The organism is Streptomyces sp. NPDC026672 (genome assembly GCF_040638185.1).
GTDB lineage: Bacteria > Actinomycetota > Actinomycetes > Streptomycetales > Streptomycetaceae > Streptomyces.
Genome location: NZ_JBEZXS010000006.1, coordinates 226,921 through 249,524, shown reverse-complemented (window position 1 = coordinate 249,524; position 22,604 = coordinate 226,921). Strand labels below are relative to the sequence as shown.

The 22,604-nt window shown below is 73.1% G+C and carries 17 protein-coding genes and 2 pseudogenes; 6 read left to right on the top strand and 13 right to left on the bottom strand.

The window, feature by feature from the left end:
- The first annotated feature begins 223 nt into the window (after positions 1-223).
- The gene (locus AB0F77_RS09540; protein ID WP_361944077.1) at positions 224-1,213 is read left to right on the top strand and encodes a malate dehydrogenase; all 990 of its coding nucleotides are present in this window, start codon (positions 224-226) and stop codon (positions 1,211-1,213) included.
- 174 nt (positions 1,214-1,387) lie between these two features.
- Here the strand turns inward: AB0F77_RS09540 and AB0F77_RS09535 are convergent, their stop codons facing one another.
- From AB0F77_RS09535 to AB0F77_RS09515, 5 genes and pseudogenes are all read right to left on the bottom strand, one after another.
- Positions 1,388-1,972, bottom strand: a complete 585-nt coding sequence (locus AB0F77_RS09535) for an HD domain-containing protein (RefSeq protein WP_361944074.1) — start codon at positions 1,970-1,972, stop codon at positions 1,388-1,390.
- Between the two features lie 98 nt (positions 1,973-2,070).
- Positions 2,071-2,334, bottom strand: coding sequence for a putative ATP-grasp-modified RiPP (gene tgmA / locus AB0F77_RS09530; protein ID WP_361944286.1), 264 nt, complete (start codon positions 2,332-2,334; stop codon positions 2,071-2,073).
- Between the two features lie 183 nt (positions 2,335-2,517).
- Positions 2,518-2,793: pseudogene (locus tag AB0F77_RS09525) on the bottom strand (ATP-binding protein); the annotation flags it as partial.
- 79 nt (positions 2,794-2,872) lie between these two features.
- The gene (locus AB0F77_RS09520; RefSeq protein WP_361944072.1) at positions 2,873-3,484 is read right to left on the bottom strand and encodes a hypothetical protein; all 612 of its coding nucleotides are present in this window, start codon (positions 3,482-3,484) and stop codon (positions 2,873-2,875) included.
- 2 nt (positions 3,485-3,486) lie between these two features.
- Positions 3,487-3,924, bottom strand: a complete 438-nt coding sequence (locus AB0F77_RS09515) for a hypothetical protein (RefSeq protein ID WP_361944069.1) — start codon at positions 3,922-3,924, stop codon at positions 3,487-3,489.
- A 132-nt stretch (positions 3,925-4,056) separates the two neighbouring features.
- Between AB0F77_RS09515 and AB0F77_RS09510 the strand changes: the two genes are divergently transcribed.
- On the top strand, positions 4,057-5,406 hold the full coding sequence (locus tag AB0F77_RS09510) for a hypothetical protein (protein WP_361944066.1): 1,350 nt from the start codon (positions 4,057-4,059) through the stop codon (positions 5,404-5,406).
- A gap of 293 nt (positions 5,407-5,699) precedes the next feature.
- On the opposite strand, the pseudogene AB0F77_RS09505 reads toward AB0F77_RS09510, so the two are convergent.
- Positions 5,700-7,037 (bottom strand): annotated as a pseudogene (locus AB0F77_RS09505) (DUF6350 family protein); the annotation flags it as partial.
- Between the two features lie 96 nt (positions 7,038-7,133).
- Here AB0F77_RS09505 and AB0F77_RS09500 point away from each other — a divergent pair.
- Positions 7,134-8,387 (top strand): helix-turn-helix domain-containing protein, encoded by a 1,254-nt coding sequence (locus tag AB0F77_RS09500; protein ID WP_361944063.1) that lies wholly within the window; start codon positions 7,134-7,136, stop codon positions 8,385-8,387.
- 90 nt (positions 8,388-8,477) lie between these two features.
- Here AB0F77_RS09500 and sucD read toward each other — a convergent pair whose 3' ends face one another.
- The 6 genes from sucD to AB0F77_RS09470 form a co-directional block, all read right to left on the bottom strand.
- A complete protein-coding gene (gene sucD / locus AB0F77_RS09495; RefSeq protein WP_361944060.1) occupies positions 8,478-9,395 on the bottom strand; it encodes a succinate--CoA ligase subunit alpha in 918 nt (305 codons plus the stop codon).
- 28 nt (positions 9,396-9,423) lie between these two features.
- Entirely contained in the window at positions 9,424-10,602 is a 1,179-nt protein-coding gene (gene sucC, locus AB0F77_RS09490) for an ADP-forming succinate--CoA ligase subunit beta (RefSeq protein ID WP_361944057.1), read from the bottom strand.
- Positions 10,603-11,367: 765 nt separating this feature from the next.
- Positions 11,368-12,495 (bottom strand): hypothetical protein, encoded by a 1,128-nt coding sequence (locus tag AB0F77_RS09485; RefSeq protein WP_361944054.1) that lies wholly within the window; start codon positions 12,493-12,495, stop codon positions 11,368-11,370.
- Between the two features lie 135 nt (positions 12,496-12,630).
- A complete protein-coding gene (locus AB0F77_RS09480) occupies positions 12,631-13,785 on the bottom strand; it encodes a VWA domain-containing protein (protein WP_361944051.1) in 1,155 nt (384 codons plus the stop codon).
- Positions 13,782-16,214: a DUF5682 family protein gene (locus AB0F77_RS09475; protein WP_361944048.1), complete on the bottom strand. Its 2,433-nt coding sequence runs from the start codon at positions 16,212-16,214 to the stop codon at positions 13,782-13,784. The genes AB0F77_RS09480 and AB0F77_RS09475 overlap by 4 nt, the downstream gene beginning before the upstream one ends.
- Entirely contained in the window at positions 16,211-17,341 is a 1,131-nt protein-coding gene (locus AB0F77_RS09470; protein ID WP_361944045.1) for an AAA family ATPase, read from the bottom strand. Before AB0F77_RS09470 ends, AB0F77_RS09475 begins: the two co-directional genes overlap by 4 nt.
- A gap of 132 nt (positions 17,342-17,473) precedes the next feature.
- Here AB0F77_RS09470 and AB0F77_RS09465 point away from each other — a divergent pair, with 132 nt between their 5' ends.
- Positions 17,474-18,835, top strand: a complete 1,362-nt coding sequence (locus AB0F77_RS09465; RefSeq protein ID WP_361944042.1) for an SWIM zinc finger family protein — start codon at positions 17,474-17,476, stop codon at positions 18,833-18,835.
- Positions 18,836-18,876: 41 nt separating this feature from the next.
- On the top strand, positions 18,877-20,505 hold the full coding sequence (locus tag AB0F77_RS09460) for a DUF5691 domain-containing protein (RefSeq protein ID WP_361944039.1): 1,629 nt from the start codon (positions 18,877-18,879) through the stop codon (positions 20,503-20,505).
- A 324-nt stretch (positions 20,506-20,829) separates the two neighbouring features.
- Here AB0F77_RS09460 and AB0F77_RS09455 read toward each other — a convergent pair whose 3' ends face one another.
- The gene (locus AB0F77_RS09455) at positions 20,830-21,246 is read right to left on the bottom strand and encodes a cobalamin B12-binding domain-containing protein (protein ID WP_361944036.1); all 417 of its coding nucleotides are present in this window, start codon (positions 21,244-21,246) and stop codon (positions 20,830-20,832) included.
- Positions 21,247-21,545: 299 nt separating this feature from the next.
- Here AB0F77_RS09455 and AB0F77_RS09450 point away from each other — a divergent pair, with 299 nt between their 5' ends.
- Entirely contained in the window at positions 21,546-22,409 is an 864-nt protein-coding gene (locus tag AB0F77_RS09450; RefSeq protein WP_361944033.1) for an alpha/beta fold hydrolase, read from the top strand.
- The last annotated feature ends 195 nt before the right edge of the window (positions 22,410-22,604 follow it).

Below are 22,604 nucleotides of genomic sequence, written 5' to 3'. Positions count from 1 at the left end.
TCTCCCGTGTCCCGGTCGTCACTCTGTGGGACGGGCCACAACGGGGCGGGAGGTCCCCGGTCACGGATGCGCGATAGCCTGACCGCCGGATCTCTCTTGACGCCAAGATATCGATCATCCGTGTGGTCGATCTCGCGGCGGGTACCGGTCACGAGCCGGGCCGGGGGATCCGGTACCCCCGGGGCAGCGACGCCCCACCGCCAGCTGTCATACGGAGAACGCCATGACCCGCACTCCCGTGAACGTCACCGTCACCGGCGCGGCCGGCCAGATCGGTTACGCCCTGCTCTTCCGCATCGCCTCCGGCCAGCTGCTCGGCGCGGACGTGCCGGTCAAGCTGCGCCTGCTGGAGATCACCCCGGCGCTCAAGGCCGCCGAGGGCACGGCCATGGAGCTGGACGACTGCGCGTTCCCGCTCCTCCAGGGCATCGACATCACGGACGACCCGAACGTGGCCTTCGACGGCACCAACGTCGCCCTCCTCGTGGGCGCCCGCCCGCGCACCAAGGGCATGGAGCGCGGTGACCTCCTGGAGGCCAACGGCGGCATCTTCAAGCCGCAGGGCAAGGCCATCAACGACCACGCGGCGGACGACGTCAAGATCCTGGTCGTCGGCAACCCGGCCAACACCAACGCGCTGATCGCCCAGGCCGCCGCGCCGGACGTACCGGCCGAGCGCTTCACCGCGATGACCCGCCTCGACCACAACCGCGCGCTCACCCAGCTCGCGAAGCGGACGGGCTCGACGGTCGCCGACATCAAGCGCCTGACCATCTGGGGCAACCACTCCGCCACCCAGTACCCCGACATCTTCCACGCCACGGTCGCCGGCAAGAACGCCGCCGAGGTCGTCAATGACGAGAAGTGGCTGGCCGAGGAGTTCATCCCGACCGTCGCCAAGCGCGGCGCCGCCATCATCGAGGCGCGCGGCGCGTCGTCGGCCGCCTCCGCCGCCAACGCCGCCATCGACCACGTGCACACCTGGGTCAACGGCACGGCCGACGGCGACTGGGTCTCCATGGGCATCCCGTCGGACGGCTCCTACGGCGTCCCGGAGGGCCTGATCTCCTCCTTCCCGGTCACCACCAAGGACGGCGCGTACGAGATCGTCCAGGGCCTGGAGATCAACGAGTTCTCCCGCGCCCGCATCGAGGCGTCGGTGAAGGAGCTGGAGGAGGAGCGCGACGCGGTCCGCGCCCTCGGCCTCATCTGACGGTCCCCTCTTCCTGGCAGGAGCCGACCGGCGGCAGGAACTGCCACCGGTCGGCTCCTCGGCCAGAGGTACAGCGTGTGGGGCCCGTCACCGGCCGGGCGCCGCTCACCCGCGCGGCCCGGCAGGAACCGCAGTCGGGTCGGGCATTCGGCAGAAGGGCTGAAACGGCTGACATCAGCTCCGGTTCTCACCGAGGGCGGCACGGAGCCAGTCCAGGGAGCCGGTTTCCAGGACCGCGTCAGCGAGTGCCTGGCCGCTCTTGGTGACGATCCTGCCGCGGCTGTTGTCGATCCACCTCTGCGCGTTGGCATAGCCCTGGTCGCGGTACTCGATGCCCTGGATCATGCACTCCAGCTTGTCCGCGTCCCGCGCGCACTGTGCCTCCGCGGACTCCTTGGCCTCGTACTCGGCCACGAGTCCCTTGACCGCGTCAGCGAGGACCGAGGGCATGCCGGCGACCTGATCGGCGGTGATCGCCTCGGGGTCGGCCTCCCCCACGGTGTACTTCTTGCCGAGGTGGTTGACGTCGCCCGTGCGCGTCTCCTGGCTGTCGTGCCACACCGCGAGGAACGCCGCACGAGCCGGATCGGCTCCCTCGAGCTGCGCGATGACGGTCGCGATCAGCGATGCACGCCAGGAGTGATCGGCAACCGACTCCGGGTCCTTGACTCCGGCCATCCACCAGCCGCTGCGCTTGGTGTTTTTCAGCGTCCCGGCCTCGTACAAGAAGCGCGCCACCGCAGTCAGTTCGTCGGACACCGTCGGGCTCCTCACACTGTGAATATTCAGGTCCACGTAGCCGTGCTCGGGGGCGATGCCCTCAACGAGGTGCGCAAGAAGTCGGTCACCCACGGCCATCAGTCGCTGTCTCCCGACTGGTCGGTGCCCTGGTCCGGAGTGCCGTCGAGTGAGGTCTTCGTGGACGTCTCCTTCGACGTCTCGGACCGCTTGTGCTTGCCCATCGTCGGCACCTGGTTGCCGTCCGAGTCCACCCACACGGTGGTCTGCGTCTCGGAGTCCAGGACGGCGCGGGCAGCGGGGAGGACGGCGGCATCGGGGAACGGCCTCATACGGCTGACCCCCAGGGGGCGATCCGATCGCGCTGAAGCGTCTCCACGGATCTCGTCGCTGTTCGGCCGTGATCCAGACCGCGAGGGAGGCGTACAGCGGCAGGAGGACGAGCACGTACAGTGCCTGCGCCTGGCCGGTGGTGTACGCAGACTGCTCGTCTGTGTTCTATGGGGGGTGTGTTGGAGGTCGGCCCAGACGCGTTTGCCGTCGGGGAGTGGTTCGACGCCCCACATGGTGGAGACGGCGGCGACGAGGGCCAGTCCCCGGCCATCGAGCGCGTCCGGTCCGGGGGAACGCGGGCGCGGGAGTTCACGGCAGCGGTCCTCCACACCCACGCGGACTCGTACGTCGGTGAGGCGCTCGACGGTGACCCGGATCGCTCCGGCGTCCGACACGTGCTGGACGCAGTTCGTCGTCAATTCCGAGACGATCAGCTGCGCATCCGCCCGAAGATCCATCAGCTGCCACTCCAGGAACGCGTCCTGGACGAGTCGGCGGGCCTGGGCCACCGACCCCGCGACGGATGGAAGAACAAGCTCGCGGGAGCCCTCGCCGTGCCCCAGTTCCTGTGGGGCGCCGAGCTGGAAGTCATTCACCGGACTGCCTCTCCCGGGCCAGGCGGGACCGGGCCCTGGCGATCAGTTCACCGGCCAGGTACGGCTTCGTCAGAGCGCCGGGGGTCCAGATCGGGACGGACCAGTAGGAGGGGCCCGAGTCCGGATCGGTCGCCGAGGGCGGCGGTACACCGAGGCGGTGGTCACGGCCCATGAACTCGACGTCGTCACTGCGGGATTCCCATTCGGGCCGGGACCGCTCGCTCAGCCCGAGAAGCACGTAGTAGTGCCCGGCATGCCGCTCGAAGAGGACCGGGCCGTCGCGCAACTCCCACGCCAGACAGGCGTCCAGCTCGGCGAGGGACGTCGACCGGGCGAACGCCTGCACGAGCCGGGCGTCGATGCGCACGACGTTGAACAGGGTCCCCACCCGCAGCAAGGCCCGGCCGGACTTTGGCCATTCCGCGCGGGCCCGCCCCGAGTCGTCGGCCGCGGTGAGCAACCAGCGTTCCACGACACGGATCCGCTCCGCCTCCAACGCAAGGGCCCTCGTCCGGACCAGCTCCAACCGCTCCTCGTCGGACAATTCTCCTACCCGTGACGGGGAGGCGGCGGCCTTCTCCTGCGTACTTGCTGATCTGCTCATCGTCACACCTTGATCGGGGAACGGAAAGGACCGGCGTCATCAACGCGGAAGGCAGGCCGCGCAGCGGCGGCAGTCACCAAGGCCGTCATCGGACGCACTCCGTGAGTACGGGCAACCCGGCCCCGCCTGACCAGGTCCTTTGCCTCGTCCACGTAACAGAGGTCACCAGGTCCGACCATGGGGACGCGCTCGCGCGGCACCGTGCTGCAGTCGACCCAGCCGCGCAGGTCGTCGTCCACGCACTCCAACTCGTCCGTGCCGACCACTGTCCACACCAGGCGAACCGGGGCCCGTATCACGCCGATCCGGCCACCGCGGCGCAGCCGGGCGATACCGTCCCGTATCCACTCCTTCAGCGCTTCGGCCGAGACCGCTGCGGCTGTCACCAGCCAGTCTTCAACCGGTCGGTCCCGCCCGACGCTGCCGATGGTTCTTGTCACGATGCCTTCCCCAGCCGAGATCGCTCGCTTTCCTCACCAGAGGTAATCGCTGGATGACGGTCTGCGGGTACCGTGATGAGTACGTGGGACCGTGAACACCGTGAATGCGCCATGAGCTGTCGGGAGTTGAACATGGCCACGAGGAAGCGCACACCCAACCATGCCCTGGACGCCCTACTTGACCAGGCACGATGGACGCGCACACAGCTTGCCCAGCAGGTCAACCGCCTCGGCCCGCAGGCCGGGCTCGACATCAGCTACGACCGGACGGCCGTCGCGCACTGGATCTCCGGTACGCCGCCAAAGCCACAGGTCAGGCCCCTGATCGTGGAAGCTGTTTCCGCACGGTTAGGGCGGCCGGTCACCTATCAGGAGGCCGGGCTCGAACCTCCTGTGCCGATCGACGGCTCCAGCCCGGTCGACACTGTGGAAGAGCTGATCGACCTAGGAAGGGCGGACATGGATCCATCCCGCCGCGGGCTCCTCACCGCAACACTCTTCTCCGCCGCCCTCTCCATCCCTGCTTTCCAGCGGGTGGCGCGCGCATCCGGCGATCCCGTCTCCCCGGGCAAGGCCACCACGCGGATCGGCGCCTCGCAGGTCGCTGCCGTACGGTCGATGACCGAGCGGATCGCGGACATCCTGGACGAGCTCGGCGCGGGCCACGCCCGGCCGATGGCGGCTGCCTTCCTCGTGAACACGGTGGGCCCCTGGCTGCGGGCGCAGGCATCCGAGCCCGTCAAACGGGACATCCTTGCTGCAGCCTCGGACCTCACGTACCTGACCGGCTGGATGGCCATGTACGAGAAAGCACACGGCCTCGGGCAGACCTACTACACCAAGGCATTGGAACTCGCGGACGAGGCCGACGATCATGTGACCTACTGCCGCACGCTCCGCGGCATGTCCCTCCAGGCGTCCAGCCTCGGCCACGGCCGGATGTCCCTCGAACTGGCGGACTCCGCGGCCGAGGCAGCACCGGCCGCCGGCCCCCGCCTCGTCGCGTTCCTCCGCGGCCAGCAGGCCCACGGGGCCTCGATGGTCGGCGACCGGCACCTGGCTCACAACCGCCTCCGTGAAGCCGAGACCGCGCTCTCCAAGGCGGACGACCGGCGTGACGCGATCGGCGGCTACGACCAGACCGCCTACCTCTTCCACGTCTCCCACGTCCTGATGGAGGAGGGCGACTACGCCGGCAGCATCAAAGCCCTGAAGAACAGCATCCGGCTCCAGCCTGCCCAGGAGCGACAGGGCCGTGTCCACGCATACGCGGTCCTCGCGCAACGGCAGCGCCGCCACGGCCACATCGATGCGGCGTGCGCGTCCTGGAGCCGGTTCCTCGACGAGTACGAGCAGATCTCCAGCGTTCGGGGCGACGACCATTTCGCAACGATGCGCACGGACCTGGCCCCGTACGCGAAGAGCCGGTCCGTGCGCGAGCTCGCCGGCCGCGTACGAGAGGTCTCGGCCTCGAAGGCATGAACGCAAGGCGCCTCCGGGGAAGCTGTCGGCAAACCCCGGAGGCGGCGCGGCAAGACCAATGGGAGGCTGCCCCGCCGGTCAGCGGTCAGCGTCGTGCCACATCCGGAGCCAGGCCAGCAGCGCGACCTCCGCGCCGACGATGGCATTCGGCCTGCGGATCATTCAGCCCTACTTATCGGAGCTCCAGGTGAACAGGTTCTCCGGCTGCGCCGAGCCGTTCCGCAAGCCAGCATCCCGCGCACGGGCCTGACGCGCATTCTGGCCTACAGAGTCGGGTGGGTGTGTGGGACGGCCCGGCGGCGCCACCAGCGCACCGTCCACCCCACCGGCACCCCCACCCCCGCCACCCACACGGCGACCGCGCCCCCCACGGCCCACCACACCGGCCCGAACCGCGCCAACGCCCCCGTCCCGAGCGGCCCGCCCGCCACCAGGGCCAGCGCGGCGAACACCGCACCGCACATCACCCCCGCCACCCCGAGCACAGCCGCCGTCCGCCCCGCGGACCACTCCCCCGCCTCCCGCCGCCCCGTCACGAACCAGGCCACGGTCACCCCGGCCGCCACCGGCACCACCCCGGCCGCCCAGGTCAGGGGTCCCCCGCCCCCCGCGTCCGGGACCGCCGCCAGCAGCGGGAACGGCGGCAGCATCGGCGCCGGGTCCGACACCACGGGCGACACCACGTGCCCCGCACCGAGCACGAACCCCGGCCCCGCCCCGTACGAGGCCGCCCACACCGCCGCGTTCGGCACCAGCGTCACGCACAGCAGCAGCACCGCGAACCGCCCCGACCACCCCGCGGTCAGCTCCACGAACGCCGCCCGCGCCGCCCCGCCGTGCCACAACAGCGACAGCCCGAGCAGCAGCGCCCCGCCCCCGAGGAGCACGGCCGCCCCCGCCCCGGCCCCGCGCGCGGCCGTACCGAGCGCCACCTGTGTGGACGGCTCCGCGACCGGCCCCCGCAGCCTGTGCGGCAGCAGGGGCAGCACCCGCAGCAGCACCTCGCGCGGACGCCCGTACGCCGTCCACACCCCGACCCCCGCCGCTCCCCCGGCGACGAGCGGCAGGCACACCGGCACCCAGAACCACGAGGGCCCGGGTTCACCGCCGGTGGCGTACAGCGCGGCGCAGCAGCCGACACCGAGGTAGCCGGCGACGACACCCGCCCAGGCGGTCCGCGCGTCCACCGGCGGCGGCCCGTCCTCGGCCCCGGCGGTCCCTGGGCTCCCCGACCCCTCGCGGTCCTCGCCGTCCGCACGGTCCTGGGGCGCGTCGACGGCGTCCCGCGCCGCCCGGTACAGCAGCCACACCGGCAGCGCGAGCAGCAGCAGCGGCGTCACGCCGACGGGGGCCGGAGCGCCGGAGAGCGTGTCGGTGCGCACGAGTTCGACGCCGTGCGCGAGCAGCCACAGCGCGGCGGCGACATGCAGCGCGCCGCCCGGCCCGCTGTCGGGGTAGGGCGAGCTGATCCACAGCACCATCACGAGCACCGCGGACGAACCGAGCCCCAGACCGGCCGCGACGGCACCGCCGACGAGGCTCGCGCCCAGCCCGGGTGAACGGTCGCGGGCGCGGGTCAGCAGGGGGGACAACAACGGGCGCAGAGCGGTCATCCGGATCACGACGGCCATGCTCCCAACGACACACGCTTTCCCGTCGCAACAGGCGAAGATCCGTTGTGTCGCCCAATATACGTTTATGTTCTTTTTCGCACGGAAGGGCGTACGGTGACGCAGAATCCCGAGAGCCCGCTTCCGCCTCCCAAGGAACGCCGACGCCTGCGCGAGTCGCGGTCGCTGACGCAGGCTCAGCTCGCCGCACGGCTCGGTGTGAGCCGCACGACCGTACGCGGGTGGGAGTCCGGCCGCACCGTCCCGAGCGGCGCCGCGGGTGAGGCGTACACGCGGATGCTGACCTCACTGGCGAACAGCACACCGGAGGCGACGGCACCACCGACGGCCGTATCGAAGCCCCCGGAGTCCCCGAAGACCCAAAAGGACCAGAAGACGCACAGGACCCACAAGGCCCACAAGGTCCAGAAGGTCCAGAGGACCCGGAAGGTCAAGGAGGCCGAGGGGGCGAAGGAGGTTCCGGAGACCCCGTTGGAGTCGACCGCCCCCCAGCCCTGCCTCGTGCCCCAGGAGGTCGAGGCGCCCCCTGCCCTGACCCCTGCCCTGACCCCCGCCCTGACGCCCGCTCAGGCGTTCGACGCCCTGTACGCGTTCTGCGCCCCCGCCCTCGTACGGCAGACCTATCTGCTCACCGGGCGGCGCGAGCTGGCCCGGGAATCCGTGGAGCGGGCCTTCCAACTGGCCTGGCAGCACTGGCCGGAGGTGGCCCGCGACCGCGATCCGGCGGGCTGGGTGCGGGCGGCGGCGTACGACTGCGCGCTCTCCCCCTGGCACCGCTTCCGCCCCCGCTACCGGCACCCCGAGCCCCCGCCCTCGGACGCCTCCGACCGCGCGCTGCTGGACGCGCTCCTGAGCCTCCCGTCGTCGTACCGCCGCACCCTCGTGCTGTACGACGGCGTCGGCCTGGGCCTGCCGGAGACGGCGGCGGAGACGGAGGCGAGCACCCCGGCCGCGGCGAACCGGCTGACCCGCGCGCGGGCCGCGGTCGCCGCCTCGCTGCCGGAGCTGGCGGACCCCGCCGCCCTGCACCGGCGCCTCGCCGAACTGGCCTCCACGGAGCGGCTGCGCGCGGCCGGGCCGGAGCCGGTGCGCACGGACGGCGAACGCCGGATCCGCTTCTGGACGCAGGCGGCCATTGCGTTCACCGTCGCGATCATCGGTGCGACGATCCTCACCCTGCGCTCCGCGCCCACGCACTACGAACCGCCGCTCTCCCCGGCCCAGGCCGTGCGCGGGGTGCCGCCGAAGGCGGCGCTGGGCCCGCTGTCGGGTGCGGAGCAGGAACTGCGCTCGAAGCTGCGCGGGGAGCCCGCGCCCGGCCCGGAACGGCTGGTGCCGGACACCCGCTGAACGCACGGAAGGGTCCGCGTCCCCCGGGGGCGCGGACCCTTCCGTCACATCTGTCCAGCCGTTGCAGCCGTTTTAGCCGTTGCAGCCGTTTCAGCCCGCGAGGATCTCGCGCGCCAGCTTCGCCGTCTCGGTCGGGGTCTTGCCGACCTTGACGCCCGCGGCCTCCAGGGCCTCCTTCTTCGCCTGGGCGGTGCCGGACGAACCGGAGACGATGGCGCCGGCGTGGCCCATGGTCTTGCCCTCGGGCGCGGTGAAGCCCGCGACGTAGCCGACGACCGGCTTGGTCACGTTCTCCTTGATGAAGGCCGCGGCCCGCTCCTCGGCGTCGCCGCCGATCTCACCGATCATGACGATCAGGTCGGTGTCGGGGTCGTCCTGGAAGGCGGCCAGGGCGTCGATGTGCGTGGTGCCGATGATCGGGTCGCCACCGATGCCGACGGCGGTCGAGAAGCCGATGTCGCGCAGCTCGTACATCATCTGGTACGTCAGCGTGCCGGACTTCGAGACCAGGCCGATGCGGCCCGGCTTCGTGATGTCGCCCGGGATGATGCCGACGTTCGACTGGCCCGGGGTGATGATGCCGGGGCAGTTCGGGCCGATGATGCGGGTCTTGTTGCCCTTCTTGCCGGCGTACGCCCAGAAGGACGCCGTGTCGTGCACGGCGATGCCCTCGGTGATCACGACGGCCAGCGGGATCTCGGCTTCGATGGCCTCGACGACCGCGTCCTTGGTGAACTTCTCCGGCACGAAGATGACGGAGACGTTGGCGCCGGTCTTCTCGACGGCCTCCTTGACGGTGCCGAAGACGGGTACCTCGATGGGGGCCCCTCCCTGGCCCTTAAGGCCTTGGGGGACGTCGAAGTCCACGGTCTGACCCGCCTTGCGCGGGTTCACGCCACCGACGACGTGCGTGCCGTCGCCCAGCATGAGCTTGGTGTGCTTCATGCCCGTGGCGCCGGTCATGCCCTGGACGATGACCTTGCTGTCCTTGTTGAGCCAGATAGCCATGGTGTCTAGATGTCCTCGTCCTCGGTGCTTACTTGGCGGCGGCCAGCTCGGCGGCCTTCGCGGCCGCGCCGTCCATGGTGTCGACGCGCTGCACCAGCGGGTGGTTGGCGTCGGAGAGGATCTTGCGGCCCAGCTCGGCGTTGTTGCCGTCGAGACGGACGACGAGCGGCTTGGTGACTTCCTCGCCCTTGTCCTCGAGGAGCTTCAGGGCCTGCACGATGCCGTTGGCGACCTCGTCGCAGGCGGTGATGCCGCCGAAGACGTTGACGAAGACGGACTTGACGTCGGGGTCGCCGAGGATGATCTCCAGGCCGTTCGCCATGACCTGGGCGGAGGCGCCGCCACCGATGTCCAGGAAGTTGGCGGGCTTGACACCACCGTGGTTCTCACCGGCGTACGCGACCACGTCCAGGGTGCTCATGACGAGACCCGCGCCGTTGCCGATGATGCCGACCTCGCCGTCGAGCTTGACGTAGTTGAGGTTCTTCTCCTTGGCGGCGGCCTCCAGCGGGTTGGCCGCGGCCTTGTCGTGGAGCTCCTCGAAGTCGGGGTGACGGAACTCGGCGTTGTCGTCCAGCGAGACCTTGCCGTCGAGGGCGATGACCTCGCCGGAGGCGACCTTGGCCAGCGGGTTGACCTCGACCAGGAGGGCGTCCTCCTTGATGAAGGTGTCCCACAGCTTGACCAGGATGTCGGCGACCTTGTCGGCGACATCGGCCGGGAACTTGGCGTCCGCGACGATCTCGCGGGCCTTCTCGGGGGTCACACCGTCGATCGCGTCGATCGGGGTCTGGGCGACGGCCTCCGGACGGGTGGCGGCCACCTCCTCGATCTCCATGCCGCCCTCGACGGAGGCGATGGAGAGGAAGGTGCGGTTGGCACGGTCGAGGAGGAAGGAGACGTAGTACTCCTCGACGATCTCCGGAGCGGTCTCGGCGATCATGACCTTGTGGACCGTGTGGCCCTTGATGTCCATGCCGAGGATGTCCGTCGCACGGGCGACGGCCTCGTCCGCGGAGGCGGCCAGCTTGACGCCACCGGCCTTGCCACGACCACCGACCTTCACCTGCGCCTTGACGACGGACTTGCCGCCCAGACGCTCGGTGATCTCGCGCGCCGCCTCAGGCGTGTCGATGACTTCACCGGCCAGCACCGGTACATCGTGCTTGGCGAAGAGGTCCCTCGCCTGGTACTCGAACAGGTCCACGCGCTTCCGTCCCTATCAGTGATCTCGCGGTTCGTTGGATGCGTGGGCGTGCCGCGAAGGGCAACGTGACGTCCGCATGGGTCACAGGGGAAGCGCACACGGTGTCCGAGCGCGCGGCATGTCCGTCTCGCAGGTTATCGCTGCATGCGGAGGGCCCCTAAATCGCGGGTCACACCTGAGCGGTGATACCTGTCACATGATGCCGGGCTGCCTGGCACGGCGTGCCGCAAGGGGCGGAGCCTCACCGGGCTGGGGTTGACCCGGTGAGGCTCCTGGGGTGGGCCACGAGGACCCGGGCCGGTTGATCCCCACCCCAATGGGGGTCAACCGACCCTGCCCGCGGGACACGGCCCGGCCCGGCCGACGGCGTTCGACCGTCCGGGTCCGCCGCTCCCGCGGAGTCGGGGGGCGAACGGCGCCTCAGCCGCAGGGGGCTCCGCCGGTCGGCCGGGGGTGAGGGTGGGGCTGGGGGTGAGGGTGGGGCTGGGGGTGGGGCTGGGCGTTCTCGTTCATGCGGGCGTCGGTTCCTTCGGAGTTCCACGGCGCCGGAGCCGGAGCGGCTTTCAGGGGCGCCGAAAACACGAACGGGGGACGTACGCCGTCCGGAGGCCGGAGATCGGAGGCCGGGGGCCGGGGATCAGACGGCCGGGGATCGGAAGGCCGGAGATCGGAAGGCCGGAGATCGGAAGGGCCCGGACGGGCACGGTGGGCCTCACCACCTCGCGCGGCCCGTGCGGTGGGCGCGGAGCGGAGGCCGGCGGTGTCCTAACCGGGGAAGACGGGGATGTCCCGGTACCTGTCCCGGGTCCCGGACGCGTCGAGGCGCGCGGCGGCACCGGGCACGAACCGCAGCGGCGCCCGGTCGTTCAGGGTGACGGCGTGGGCGTCGAGGTGCCGCGAGGCACCGTTGTCGACGGCCGACCGGTTGCCCAGCGCGCCGTCCGGGTCACCCGCGGGCGCGGGACGGCTCGGAGCGTGGCCGGGACGTGCGACGTGCGGGGCGCGCGCGTGCGCCGCGCCGGCCGCCGTCGAGGCGGGAGCGGTGTGCGGGTACGCCCGCACGGACCCGAAGGTCACGGCCCTGTCGGTCGTACGTCCCCTCGTGCCCGGGACGTCGGGGTGCGCGGCACCCGGGCGCCGGGGCGCGGGGTCCGTGACGACCGGCGCGGGCAGCGGCGCGCCCGGCGGCTCGGACAGTCCGGGGAGCTCCGGGAGCCCCGGGAGCAGCACGGTGGGCCCGGTCTCCGGCCACGTCGGCAGCCCAGGTAGTCCCGGCAGCCCAGGCAGTGTCGGCAACGAGGACGCCGGCTCCGACGGCCGGGTCAGCTCCGTGGTCACGGTCCCGATGACGTCCCCGACCGGCTTGACGACCGTGTCGGTGACGGAACGGACGAGGTCGTCGGAGCGGATGCCCGTCGGCACGGGGCCCGGCGGGAGAGCCGGGGCGTGGGGTGCCGAGGTCTGCGGAGCGGGCGAGTGGGTCACCGGCGCGGGACGCACCGGAGGCGCGGGCACGGTCCCGGACGGAACGGGGGACCCGGAGGGAGTACCCGTTCCGGGCGCCGCTCCGGTTCCGCTCCCGGGGTGACGGACCGCCGGTCCGCCCACCGAGCGCGTCAGCCCGGCGACGGTTTCCCCCAGGCCCTTCGTCAACGACCCCGGACCGTCCCCCCGTACGGAGGACACGGACCGTGCGGATCGTTCGGACGGTACGGACGCGCCCGGCCTGACGGACGTCGTCGTCCCGTCGGCCGCGTGCGCCCGCTCCCCGGAGAGGAGGCCGAGCGCGAGCAGTCCGCCCATCAGGACCGCCAGTTGCAGCGCACGCCGCCCGGCCACCGTGCGCAGTACGCGCGTGGCGGCTCCCGGCAGGGCTGCTGCTGGCGGGGTCAAGACGGGGCGGTTCCTCCCGTGCGGTGGTACGTGTGCCGCTTCGGCACGACGCGCGCCGATCCTCGCACGGTCCGCCCGCGGTAGCGCAAGCCCCCCGTTACCGATGGGTAGTCATGTCCCCTTCCATCACGGTCATCACGTGCCGTCCGGAATCGGAAGGGGCCGTTTCTCGATCGCCGCCGCCATCACCTCGGGAAACAGGTCGGGCGTACAGGCGAACGCCGGCGCCCCCAACGCGGCGAGCGCCGCCGCGTGTTCCCGGTCGTACGCCGGCGTCCCCTCGTCCGACAGCGCGAGCAGCGCGACGAACTGCACCCCCGACGCCTTCATCGCCGCGACCCGCTTCAGCATCTCGTCCCGGATGCCTCCCTCGTACAGGTCGCTGATGAGCACCACCACCGTGTCGGCGGGCCGGGTGATCTGCGACTGGCAGTACGCCAGGGCCCGGTTGATGTCCGTGCCGCCGCCGAGCTGGGTGCCGAAGAGGACGTCCACGGGGTCGTCGAGCTGGTCGGTGAGGTCGACGACGGCGGTGTCGAAGACGACGAGCCGGGTGCTGATGGACCGCATGGACGCGAGCACCGCGCCGAACACGGAGGCATGGACCACCGACGCCGCCATCGAGCCCGACTGGTCGATGCAGAGGACGACCTCCTTCTTCACGGACTGCGCCGCGCGGGCGTAGCCGATGAGCCGCTCGGGCACGATCGTGCGGTACTCGGGCAGGTAGTGCTTGAGGTTGGCCGCGATCGTGCGGTTCCAGTCGATGTCGTGGTGGCGCGGCCGACTGACGCGGGCGCTGCGGTCGAGGGCGCCGGTGAGGGTGGCGCGGGTACGGGTGGCGAGCCGCTTCTCCAGGTCGTCGACGACCTTGCGCACGACGGCCCGTGCCGTCTCCTTGGTGGTCTCCGGCATCGCCTTGTTGAGGGAGAGCAGGGTGCCGACGAGGTGCACGTCGGCCTCGACCGCCTCCAGCATCTCCGGTTCGAGGAGCAGGGCGGACAGCCCGAGCCGGTCGATGGCGTCGCGCTGCATGACCTGGACCACGGAGGACGGGAAGTAGGTGCGGATGTCGCCGAGCCAGCGCGCGACGGACGGCGCCGACGCCCCGAGCCCCGCCGACCGGTCCCGCCCCGGCTGCGGCCGGTCCCCCTTGCCGTAGAGCGCGGTCAGCGCTCCGTCCATCGCGGCGTCCTTCCCGGACAGCGCGCAGCCGGTGCCGTCGGCCGCCTCACCGCCGAGGACGAGCCGCCAGCGCCGCAACCGCTCCTGATCCGTCCCGGTCGTCATGTGTCTGTCCCCACCAGGTTGTTGTCGTCCGCCGTCGCCCTCTCCCCCACGCCGTCCGGGCCGAGCAGCAGGCGCAGCACGGGCAGGACGGCGTCGGCGCGCCCCGCGTCCGGTTCCGGGTGGAAGCCGGGCAGCCCCGCGCCCGGTCCGTCGGCCGTGCCCGCGTGCCGTCCCGGTCCGCGACGCACTTGTTCGCCGAGGGTGCGGCGCACACCGGGCTCGTACGCCGAGAACGTGCGGCGCAGCAGCGGCAGTACGTCGGTGAACGCGTCCGCCGGAACCCCGGTCAGCCAGGCGTCGACCAGCCCGAGCAGCCGTTCGTCGTGCACGAGGAGCATCCCGCCCCCGCCGCCGACGAACCCCTCGATCCACGCGGCCGCGTCCGCCGGGGCCGTCCCCACCGACAGCGCGAGCCCCATCAGCCGCGCGGCCTCCCCCTGTGCGAGCTCCCCCTCGTCCAGCAGCAGCCGCACGGACCGTCCCCGGACGACCCCGGGCACGGTGTCCCGCAGGGCGAGGGCCCGCAGGACGGACCGCCACCGCACGCGCAGCCCGGCGTGGTCGGGGCGAGGGCCGCCGGTGCTGTCCGTGCCGCCGGTGGCACCGGGACCGTCGGCGCCGGACGTGGTCTGCGCCAGCAGTCCCACCGCCGTGTGCACGGCGTCGACGTGGCGGCGCATCTCCTCGGCCGCGTCGGCGTCGAGGCCGGAGCAGGCCGGGGGCAGACCGACGAAGATCCGTTCCGCGAGGCCCGCCGCGACCTCGGTCAGGGCCCGGGTGTCCGTACCGCGCACGTCGCCGTAGCGCAGCGAGCGGACCAGCGCCGGGAGGGCCTGGGCGAGGTGGCCGACGTCGGTGTCGAGCGCGGCCCGGTCGGCGAGGACGCGCATCACCACGGGGAGCGCGTCCGGCAGGCCGGCGAGCAGACAGTGTTCGGCGAGCGCGGTGACGTCCGCGAGGGACGTCGCGGACGTCGCGTCCGACTCGGCCCTGGCCGTGGCCGCGGCGAGCACGGTCGTCCCCCACACCCCCGCCTCGGCGACCCGCACCGACAGCTCCGGTTCCCAGCGCAGCCGCCAGGTCTCCCGGAAGGTGCCCGTGCTCCCCCGCGAGCTCACCGGTTCGCCCCAGCCGACCCCGAGCAGCCGCAGCCGGTGCAGCAGACGGCTGCGTCCGGCGTCGGTGTCCTTGCGCAGGTCGAGTTCGATCTCCCGCTCCAGCGCCTCCGGTTTGAGCCGCAACCGGCGCTGGGACCGGGTCAGGTCGCGCTGGAGGGGCACCGCGGGCGCCGTCCCGGGCACCTCCCCGAGGGCGTCGCCGACCACGAGCCGGTCGTGCACGAGGGCCAGCGGCACGTCCGAGCCGTCGCACATCACCGCGCGCACGGCGTCGGTCGTCTCACCCAGTCCGGGCAGCGGGCGTCCGCGCATCGCCGCGAGGGTGCCGGCCAGCCGGACCGCCTCGATGACATGGGCCGAGGACACGATCCTGTCCTCCTCGCGCAGCAGCCCCGCCACCTTCGTCAGCCACCGCTCGACCGGCCGGTCCGGCGCGGCGAACAGGTGCGCGTACCAGCCGGGCGACTCGATGCCCGCCCCGTAACCGCCGGCCCGGGAGAGCCTGCGGTACGTCCACGGCACCCAGGTCAGGTCGACCTTGACCTTGGGCAGCCCCTTGAGCAGCGCCCGGTCGGCGGCGACGGGGGCCGCACGGCGCAGCGCGGGCACGTGCCACGCCCCGCACACCACGGCCACGGTCCCGTCGGTCTCGCGCCGCGCCGCGCGCAGTTGGAGCCGCATGTACGCCTCGCGCACCAGGTCCTCGCGGTGGCCGCCGCTGCCGTAGGTCTCCCGCAGCGCCTCCATGGCCTCCTCGACGGCGGTGAACGGCGCGAACGGGTCCCGCCGGTCGCCGCGGTGTTCGACGACGTCCTCCCACCAGCGCTCGGGGTCGTCGTACCCGGCGGCCCCGGTGAGCACGGCGAGGGGGTCCACCCGGACGTCCTCCTCGGGCCCGTCCCCCACCCCGGGGACTCCGCCCTCGCCCTTCCCGGGTGCCTCGTCCTCTCCGTTCTCCCCATCCTCTCCGTTCTCTCCGTTCTCTCCCCGGGCGAGGGTGTGTGTGGCGGGCAGGTCGATGAAGCGTGCCGGCACGCCGTGCTCCAGTGCCCAGCGGATCGCGACCCACTCGGGGGAGAACTCGGCCAGGGGCCAGAACGCCGAGCGGCCGGGCTCGTCCACGGCGTGGGCGAGGAGCGCGACCGGGGGCCGCATGTCCTCGTCGGCGGCCAGCGCGAGGAGCGGGTCCGCCTCGGGCGGCCCCTCGATCAGCACCGCCCCCGGCCGGGCCGCGTCCAGAGCGGCGCGGACCGCCCGTGCCGAGCCGGGCCCGTGGTGGCGCACCCCGAGGAGCAGTGTGCCGTCGGTCATGCGCTCACCTCCCGGCAGGCGCGGTAGAAGTCCGTCCAGCCGTCACGTTCGCGCACGACGGTCTCCAGGTACTCCTGCCAGACGACCCGGTCGGCCGCCGGGTCGCGCACGACGGCGCCGAGAATGCCCGCGGCGACGTCGCCGGACCGCAGCACACCGTCGCCGAAGTGGGCGGCCAGGGCAAGGCCGTTGGTGACGACGGAGATGGCCTCGGCCGTGGACAGCGTGCCGCTGGGCGACTTGAGCTTCGTACGCCCGTCGGCGGTGACACCGTCGCGCAGTTCGCGGAAGACGGTCACGACGCGGCGGATCTCGTCGATGCCGTCGGGCACGGCCGGCAGGTCGAGGGAGCGGCCGATCTGGTCGACGCGCCGGGACACGATGTCGACCTCGGCGTCGGCGCTCTCGGGCAGCGGCAGCACCACGGTGTTGAAGCGGCGGCGCAGCGCGCTGGACAGGTCGTTGACCCCGCGGTCGCGGTCGTTGGCGGTGGCGATCAGGTTGAAGCCGCGGACCGCCTGCACCTCCTGGCCCAGTTCCGGTATCGGCAGCGTCTTCTCCGACAGGATCGTGATGAGCGTGTCCTGCACGTCGGCCGGGATGCGGGTCAGCTCCTCCACCCGGGCGGTCGAGCCCTCGGCCATGGCGCGCATGACGGGGCTGGGCACGAGGGCGTCGCGGCTGGGGCCGTGGGCGAGCAGCCGGGCGTAGTTCCAGCCGTAGCGGATCGCCTCCTCCGGGGTGCCCGCCGTGCCCTGCACGAGCAGGGTGGAGTCGCCACTGACCGCGGCCGCGAGGTGTTCGGACACCCAGGTCTTGGCGGTGCCGGGGACGCCGAGCAGGAGCAGGGCGCGGTCGGTGGCGAGCGTGGTGACCGCGACCTCGACGATGCGGCGCGGACCCACGTACTTCGGCGTGATCACCGTGCCGTCCGGCAGCGTGCCGCCGAGCAGATAGGTCGCGACCGCCCACGGCGACAGCTTCCAGCGGGCCGGGCGCGGGCGGTCGTCCTGCGCGGCCAGCGCGGTGAGTTCGGCGGCGAAGGCGTGCTCGGCGTGCGGGCGCAGCACGTCGGCGTGCTCCTTCGCGTGCGTCGCTCCGGACGTCGTCCCCACGGCAGCAGTCATGGCTGAGGCCCCCTCAAGCTCGGCCGGTTCGGATCTGGTGTCCACCATGCACCACGCCACTGACAATCGCCGTGACCTGCACGAACGCGCCCGCCGGGGCGATTGTCAGTGGCGGGACCTACCGTCGTTGGCATGACTCAGCAGGGGGTGCGCTGGAGCGCAGACCAGGTGCTGGCACTGGCGCCTGACGCCGCGTCGCGCAAGGCGGGGAGCAAGCTCGGCGCGGCCGGTCCGTGGTCCGAGGCGGGGAGTTCCGGCGAGGGGACGGTGTGGGGGCTGTGCAAGGGCAGCGGCGGCAGCCCGTACCAGACGGTCGTGGACGTCGCGGACGCGGCGGGGCCCGCGTACAGGTGCAGTTGCCCGAGCCGCAAGTTCCCGTGCAAGCACGCGCTCGGGCTGCTGTTGCTGTGGGCGGGCGGGGACGGTGCGGTGCCGGCGGGGACGGCGCCGGAGTGGGCCGAGCAGTGGATCGAGGACCGCAGGAAGCGGGCGCAGGAGAAACGGTCGGCGGGCGGGGCGGGTTCGGCGACGGCGACGGCGACGGCCGATCCGGAGGCGGCCCGGCGCAGGGCGGAGCGCCGGGCCGAGCGGGTCACGGCGGGGGCGACGGAGCTGGAGCAGCGCCTCGCCGACCTGCTGCGCGGCGGCCTGGCCACGGCGGAGCGCGGGGGGTACGGGCTGTGGGAGGAGACGGCGGCCCGCATGGTCGACGCGCAGGCGCCGGGACTGGCCGCGCGGGTGCGGGAGTTGGGGGCGATACCGGCGTCGGGTCCGGGCTGGCCGGTGCGGCTGCTGGAGGAGTGCGCGCTGCTGCATCTGCTCGACCAGGGCTGGCTGCGCCGTGCGGGCCTTCCGGAGGAACTGGCGGCGACGGTCCGCTCCCGGCTCGGTCTGCCCGCGTCGGCGGACGGCCCGCCGGTGCGCGACCGCTGGCTGGTCCTCGCCCAGTACGACACGGCGGACGCGAAACTGACGACGCGCCGGATCTGGTTGTACGGCACGGAGTCGGACCGTACGTGTCTGCTGCTGTCGTACGGCGCGGCCGGCCGCTCGCCCGAGCCGGCGCTGCCGGTCGGTCTCGCCCTGGACGCCGAGGTGTCCGCGTATCCGGGCGCCGGGCAGCGACGGGCGGCGCTGGGCGAGCAGTTCGCCCCGCCCTCGCCCGCGGCGCTGCGGCCGCCCGGGGTGACGACGGCCGAGGCCGCCGCGCGGTACGGCGGGGCGCTGCGCGACGACCCGTGGCTGGAGTCGGTGCCGGTGACGCTGGAGCGGGTCGTGCCGGTCCCGGACGGCGACGGCTGGCAGCTGGCGGACGCCGACACGGACTCGGCGCTGCCCCTGACCCCGGCCGCCCGCGCCCGTCCCGGGCTGTGGCGCCTGGCCGCCCTCTCCGGGGGCCGACCGGTGACGGTCTTCGGTGAGTGCGGCCACCGCGGCTTCACGCCCCTCACCGCCTGGCCCGCGGGGCCGGGAGGGGCGGTGACGCTGTGCTGAACCGACCCGGTGCCACGGAACACCCGAGGGAAGGACGTCGTATGGACGGGTCCGCCGCATCCGTACAAGCCGCGGCCGGCTGGGAGGAGTTGGTGACCGTCGCGCTGCTCGGGACCGACCGGCGCGCTCCCGCGTGGGCCGCGCCGGGGCGGGAGGCGCCCGTGGCCCTGCTGGACGCGGCGGCCGTGGCGACCGTACGGCGTCGCGCGGGCCTGCGTCCGGCGCCCGCGGCGCCCCGCCCGGAACCGGCCGCCGACGATCCGCGGCCCGCGCTTCCCGAGGCCGCCGCGCGAAGGCTGGCCGTGCTGCTGGCCGACCGTCCCGGCGCGGGCGGCGGACGCCGGGGCGCCGCGCCGGACCTGAGGGAACTGCTGCCCCAGTGGCTGGCCGCGGCGAACGCGCGCGGGTACGCGGCACCTCCGGAGGCCCTGCCCGCGCTGCTGGACGCGGCGTGCGGACGCACCGATCTGCGGCCCGCGGTCCTGGCGTTCGCGGGCCCCCGGGCGCTGTGGCTGGCCCGGCTGAACGCGGACTGGCGGTTCGCGCTGCGCGCCGCACCGGGCGGCGGGACCGTGCTGCCGGAGGCCGGTGACCACGACGCGGTGCGGCGGCTGTGGCAGGAGGGGCTGTTCGCCGAGCGGGTCGCCCTGCTCTCGGCGCTGCGGGCGCGCGGGCCGGCCGAGGCGCGCGAACTGCTGGAGGGGACGTGGGGGACGGAGCGGGCCGAGGACCGGCTGATGTTCCTCGACTCGCTGCGCACGGGCCTGTCCGCCGACGACGAGCCCTTCCTCGAGCGGGCGTTGGCCGACCGCAGCCGCAATGTGCGGGCGACGGCGGCCGAGTTGCTGTCCGCGCTGCCGGACTCGGCGCTGGCCGCGCGGATGGCGGTCAGGGCCGCGGCCTGTGTGGCGCTGGACCGCGAAGGCGGGACGGCGGCGGTCGTCGTGGAGGCGCCGCACGCGTGCGACGCGGCCATGGAGCGGGACGGCGTCGTGGCCAGACCTCCCGCGGGGAAGGGGGAACGGGCGTGGTGGCTCGGCCAGTTGACGGAGGCGGCGCCGCTCGGCACCTGGCCGCGGCGGCTGGGCGGGCGTTCGCCGCGGGAGATCGTGGCGCTGCCGGTGGCGGACGACTGGCAGGGCGAACTGCACGCGGCGTGGTGCCGGGCGGCGGTGCGCCAGCGGGACGCCGAGTGGTCGCGGGCGCTGCTGGGGGCGCCCTCGGCGCCGGAGGCCGGCGGGCCGGAGGCCGGCGGGCCGGGGGCGGTGTCGCTGGCCGAGCGGGCCAAGCTGCTGGACGTGCTGGAGGCCGGGGAGCGGGCGGCGTGGGTGGCGGGGTTCATCGCGACGCACGGTCTGTCGGAGGCGTTCCAGTTGCTCGGGGTGTGCGCCGTGCCGTGGTCGGCGCCGCTGGGCCGCGCGGTGGTGGACGCGCTCGACATCGCGCGGGACGCGGGCAGTTACCCGTGGAGCTTCAGCGGGGTGATGGGCCTGGCCGAACGCTGCCTCGACCCCGCGGAGGCGATCCGCCTCGAAGGCCTGCTGACCACACCGGCCGAACGGGAGGACGCGTCCCCGGGAGCCGGGGGCTACTGGACGGAGGCGTTCCAACGCCTGACGACAACACTCCGCCTGCGCGCGACGATGACGACGGAACTGACCACCACCTGACGGGCCTCGGCCGCAGCGCCCCCTCGGCCGGCCCCGCCCGGCAACACCGGCCTCCACGCCCCGACGAACCCGGCCCCCGAGCCCGCCAACGGCGCCCGGACGGGACGGCAAGTGACGGGCGTCGGCCACACATCACCGCGTCGAGCGGCCCCCCGGTCGGCTCCGGCCGAGGGGCCCCGCCTCTCTGCCCCGGTCGGCCCCTTCTCCACTCAGTCGGCCCGAACCGCATCCGCCCGGTCGGCTCCGACCCCTCCGCCCGGCCGAACTCGCTCTCCGACCCCGGACAGCCCTCGCGCCGTCCCCGGCCAAGGCCCGGCGCCGGCGCTACGCTCCGGCGGGCTGGCGGACGTTCTCCCTGACCCAGGTCACGATCTCCGTCGTCGTGGCGCCCGGGGTGAAGATCTCCGCGACGCCCATCTCCTTGAGCGGAGCGATGTCCGCCTCGGGGATGATGCCGCCGCCGAAGACGAGGATGTCCTCGGCCTCGCGCTCCTTGAGAAGCGCGATGACGGCCGCGAAGAGCGTGTTGTGGGCACCGGAGAGGATCGACAGCCCGATGGCGTCGGCGTCCTCCTGGATCGCGGTGTCGACGATCTGCTCCGGGGTCTGGTGGAGCCCGGTGTAGATGACCTCCATACCGGCGTCGCGCAGGGCCCGCGCGATGACCTTGGCCCCGCGGTCGTGGCCGTCGAGCCCCGGCTTGGCCACCACCACGCGGATCGGACCGGCTGCCACACCCATCACTGCCTCCATGAAGCGTCTACATCCATCCGTACCGACAAGTACCGCACATTCCGTGCGGCCCGCCACCGTCCTGAAGTGAACGAACGTTATCCACACCATCCCGCAACCGGCAGTTTCGCGGCGCCCACCGAGGGGGAAATCACACAGTGGGACACGTTCGGGAGCCGCAGCGTGATCCGCGGGGACGGGAAGGGCGCGCACGGCGTTCCGCGCACCCCTCACCGCCCCCTCGCCCGGCTTCCACGAGCGCACACGGGGGACGGAGCCGTCCTCGGTGTGCCGACAGGAGGTCGGCCATGATGGTGACCCGGGCCCTGGAGCCCTTCCGTCCACTCTGTCGCCTTCTGTTTCCCGTACGGCTCGCGGGCCTCTCCCTCACGCTCCTCAAGGCGACGGCCCTGGAGGTCACCATCCTCGCGGGCCACCTCCTGCTGTATCCGACGGGGATCGTCAGCGAGCGCCGCGCCCCGTCCCGCGCCCTGCCCGCCGGGGACGGCACCGCACGGCTGCCGGTGCCAGCGGGACCCCCGGTCGTGCTGCTGCACGGGTTCATCGACAACCGCTCGGTGTTCGTGCTGCTGCGCCGCAGCCTCGCCCAGCACGGCGGCCAGCGGGTGGAGTCGCTCAACTACTCTCCGCTGACCTGCGACATACGGACCGCGGCCGAGCTGCTGGGCCGGCACATCGAGGAGATCTGCGTGCGCACGGACAGCCCGCGCGTGGACCTCGTGGGCCACAGCCTCGGCGGGCTGATCGCGCGCTACTACGTCCAGCGACTCGGCGGTGACCTGCGGGTCCGCACCCTCGTCACACTGGGCACCCCGCACGGCGGCACCCGGGTCGCACCGCTCGCGGACGCCCACCCGATCGTGCGGCAGATGCGGCCCGGCTCGGAGGTCATCGAGGAGCTGGCCCAGCCCGCGCCCGGCTGCCGCACCCGCTTCGTGAGCTTCTGGAGCGAGCTGGACTCGCTGATGGACCCGCTGGAGTCGGCCCGCCTCGACCACCCCGACCTGACGGTCCGCAACGTCCGGGTGACGGGCATCGGACATCTGGCGCTGCCGGTGCACCCCGCCGTCGCGGCCGCGATCCGGCAGGCACTCGACGACGAGCTGCCGGACGCGCTCGCCGCGCCCGCCGGCGGCCTCACGGTCGCCTGAGAGCCCGCGCACCGCCCGCGCACGGCCCCCGGATCGCTCCCGGATTGCTCTGGGACCGCCCTCGGATTGCCTCCGGACAGCCGTCGGACAGCCGCCCCACATCGAACACCCGTCGAACACAAAGCCAAGGTCACGCCCGCCGTCCCCCGAAACACGCCCGGATGCCCGTTTCCTGCGCGCGGGAAACAGGGAGAA

Excerpts from the sequence above, each read along its gene's own strand:
- AB0F77_RS09510 (WP_361944066.1), top strand. The coding sequence starts at position 4,057 with ATGGCCACGAGGAAGCGCACACCCAACCATGCCCTGGACGCCCTACTT.
- AB0F77_RS09450 (WP_361944033.1), top strand. The coding sequence starts at position 21,546 with ATGATGGTGACCCGGGCCCTGGAGCCCTTCCGTCCACTCTGTCGCCTT.
- AB0F77_RS09540 (WP_361944077.1), top strand. The coding sequence starts at position 224 with ATGACCCGCACTCCCGTGAACGTCACCGTCACCGGCGCGGCCGGCCAG.
- AB0F77_RS09455 (WP_361944036.1), bottom strand. The coding sequence starts at position 21,246 with ATGGGTGTGGCAGCCGGTCCGATCCGCGTGGTGGTGGCCAAGCCGGGG.
- AB0F77_RS09465 (WP_361944042.1), top strand. The coding sequence starts at position 17,474 with ATGACTCAGCAGGGGGTGCGCTGGAGCGCAGACCAGGTGCTGGCACTG.
- AB0F77_RS09475 (WP_361944048.1), bottom strand. The coding sequence starts at position 16,214 with ATGACCGACGGCACACTGCTCCTCGGGGTGCGCCACCACGGGCCCGGC.
- AB0F77_RS09460 (WP_361944039.1), top strand. The coding sequence starts at position 18,877 with ATGGACGGGTCCGCCGCATCCGTACAAGCCGCGGCCGGCTGGGAGGAG.
- sucD (WP_361944060.1), bottom strand. The coding sequence starts at position 9,395 with ATGGCTATCTGGCTCAACAAGGACAGCAAGGTCATCGTCCAGGGCATG.
- AB0F77_RS09470 (WP_361944045.1), bottom strand. The coding sequence starts at position 17,341 with ATGACTGCTGCCGTGGGGACGACGTCCGGAGCGACGCACGCGAAGGAG.
- AB0F77_RS09520 (WP_361944072.1), bottom strand. The coding sequence starts at position 3,484 with ATGAGCAGATCAGCAAGTACGCAGGAGAAGGCCGCCGCCTCCCCGTCA.
- AB0F77_RS09480 (WP_361944051.1), bottom strand. The coding sequence starts at position 13,785 with ATGACGACCGGGACGGATCAGGAGCGGTTGCGGCGCTGGCGGCTCGTC.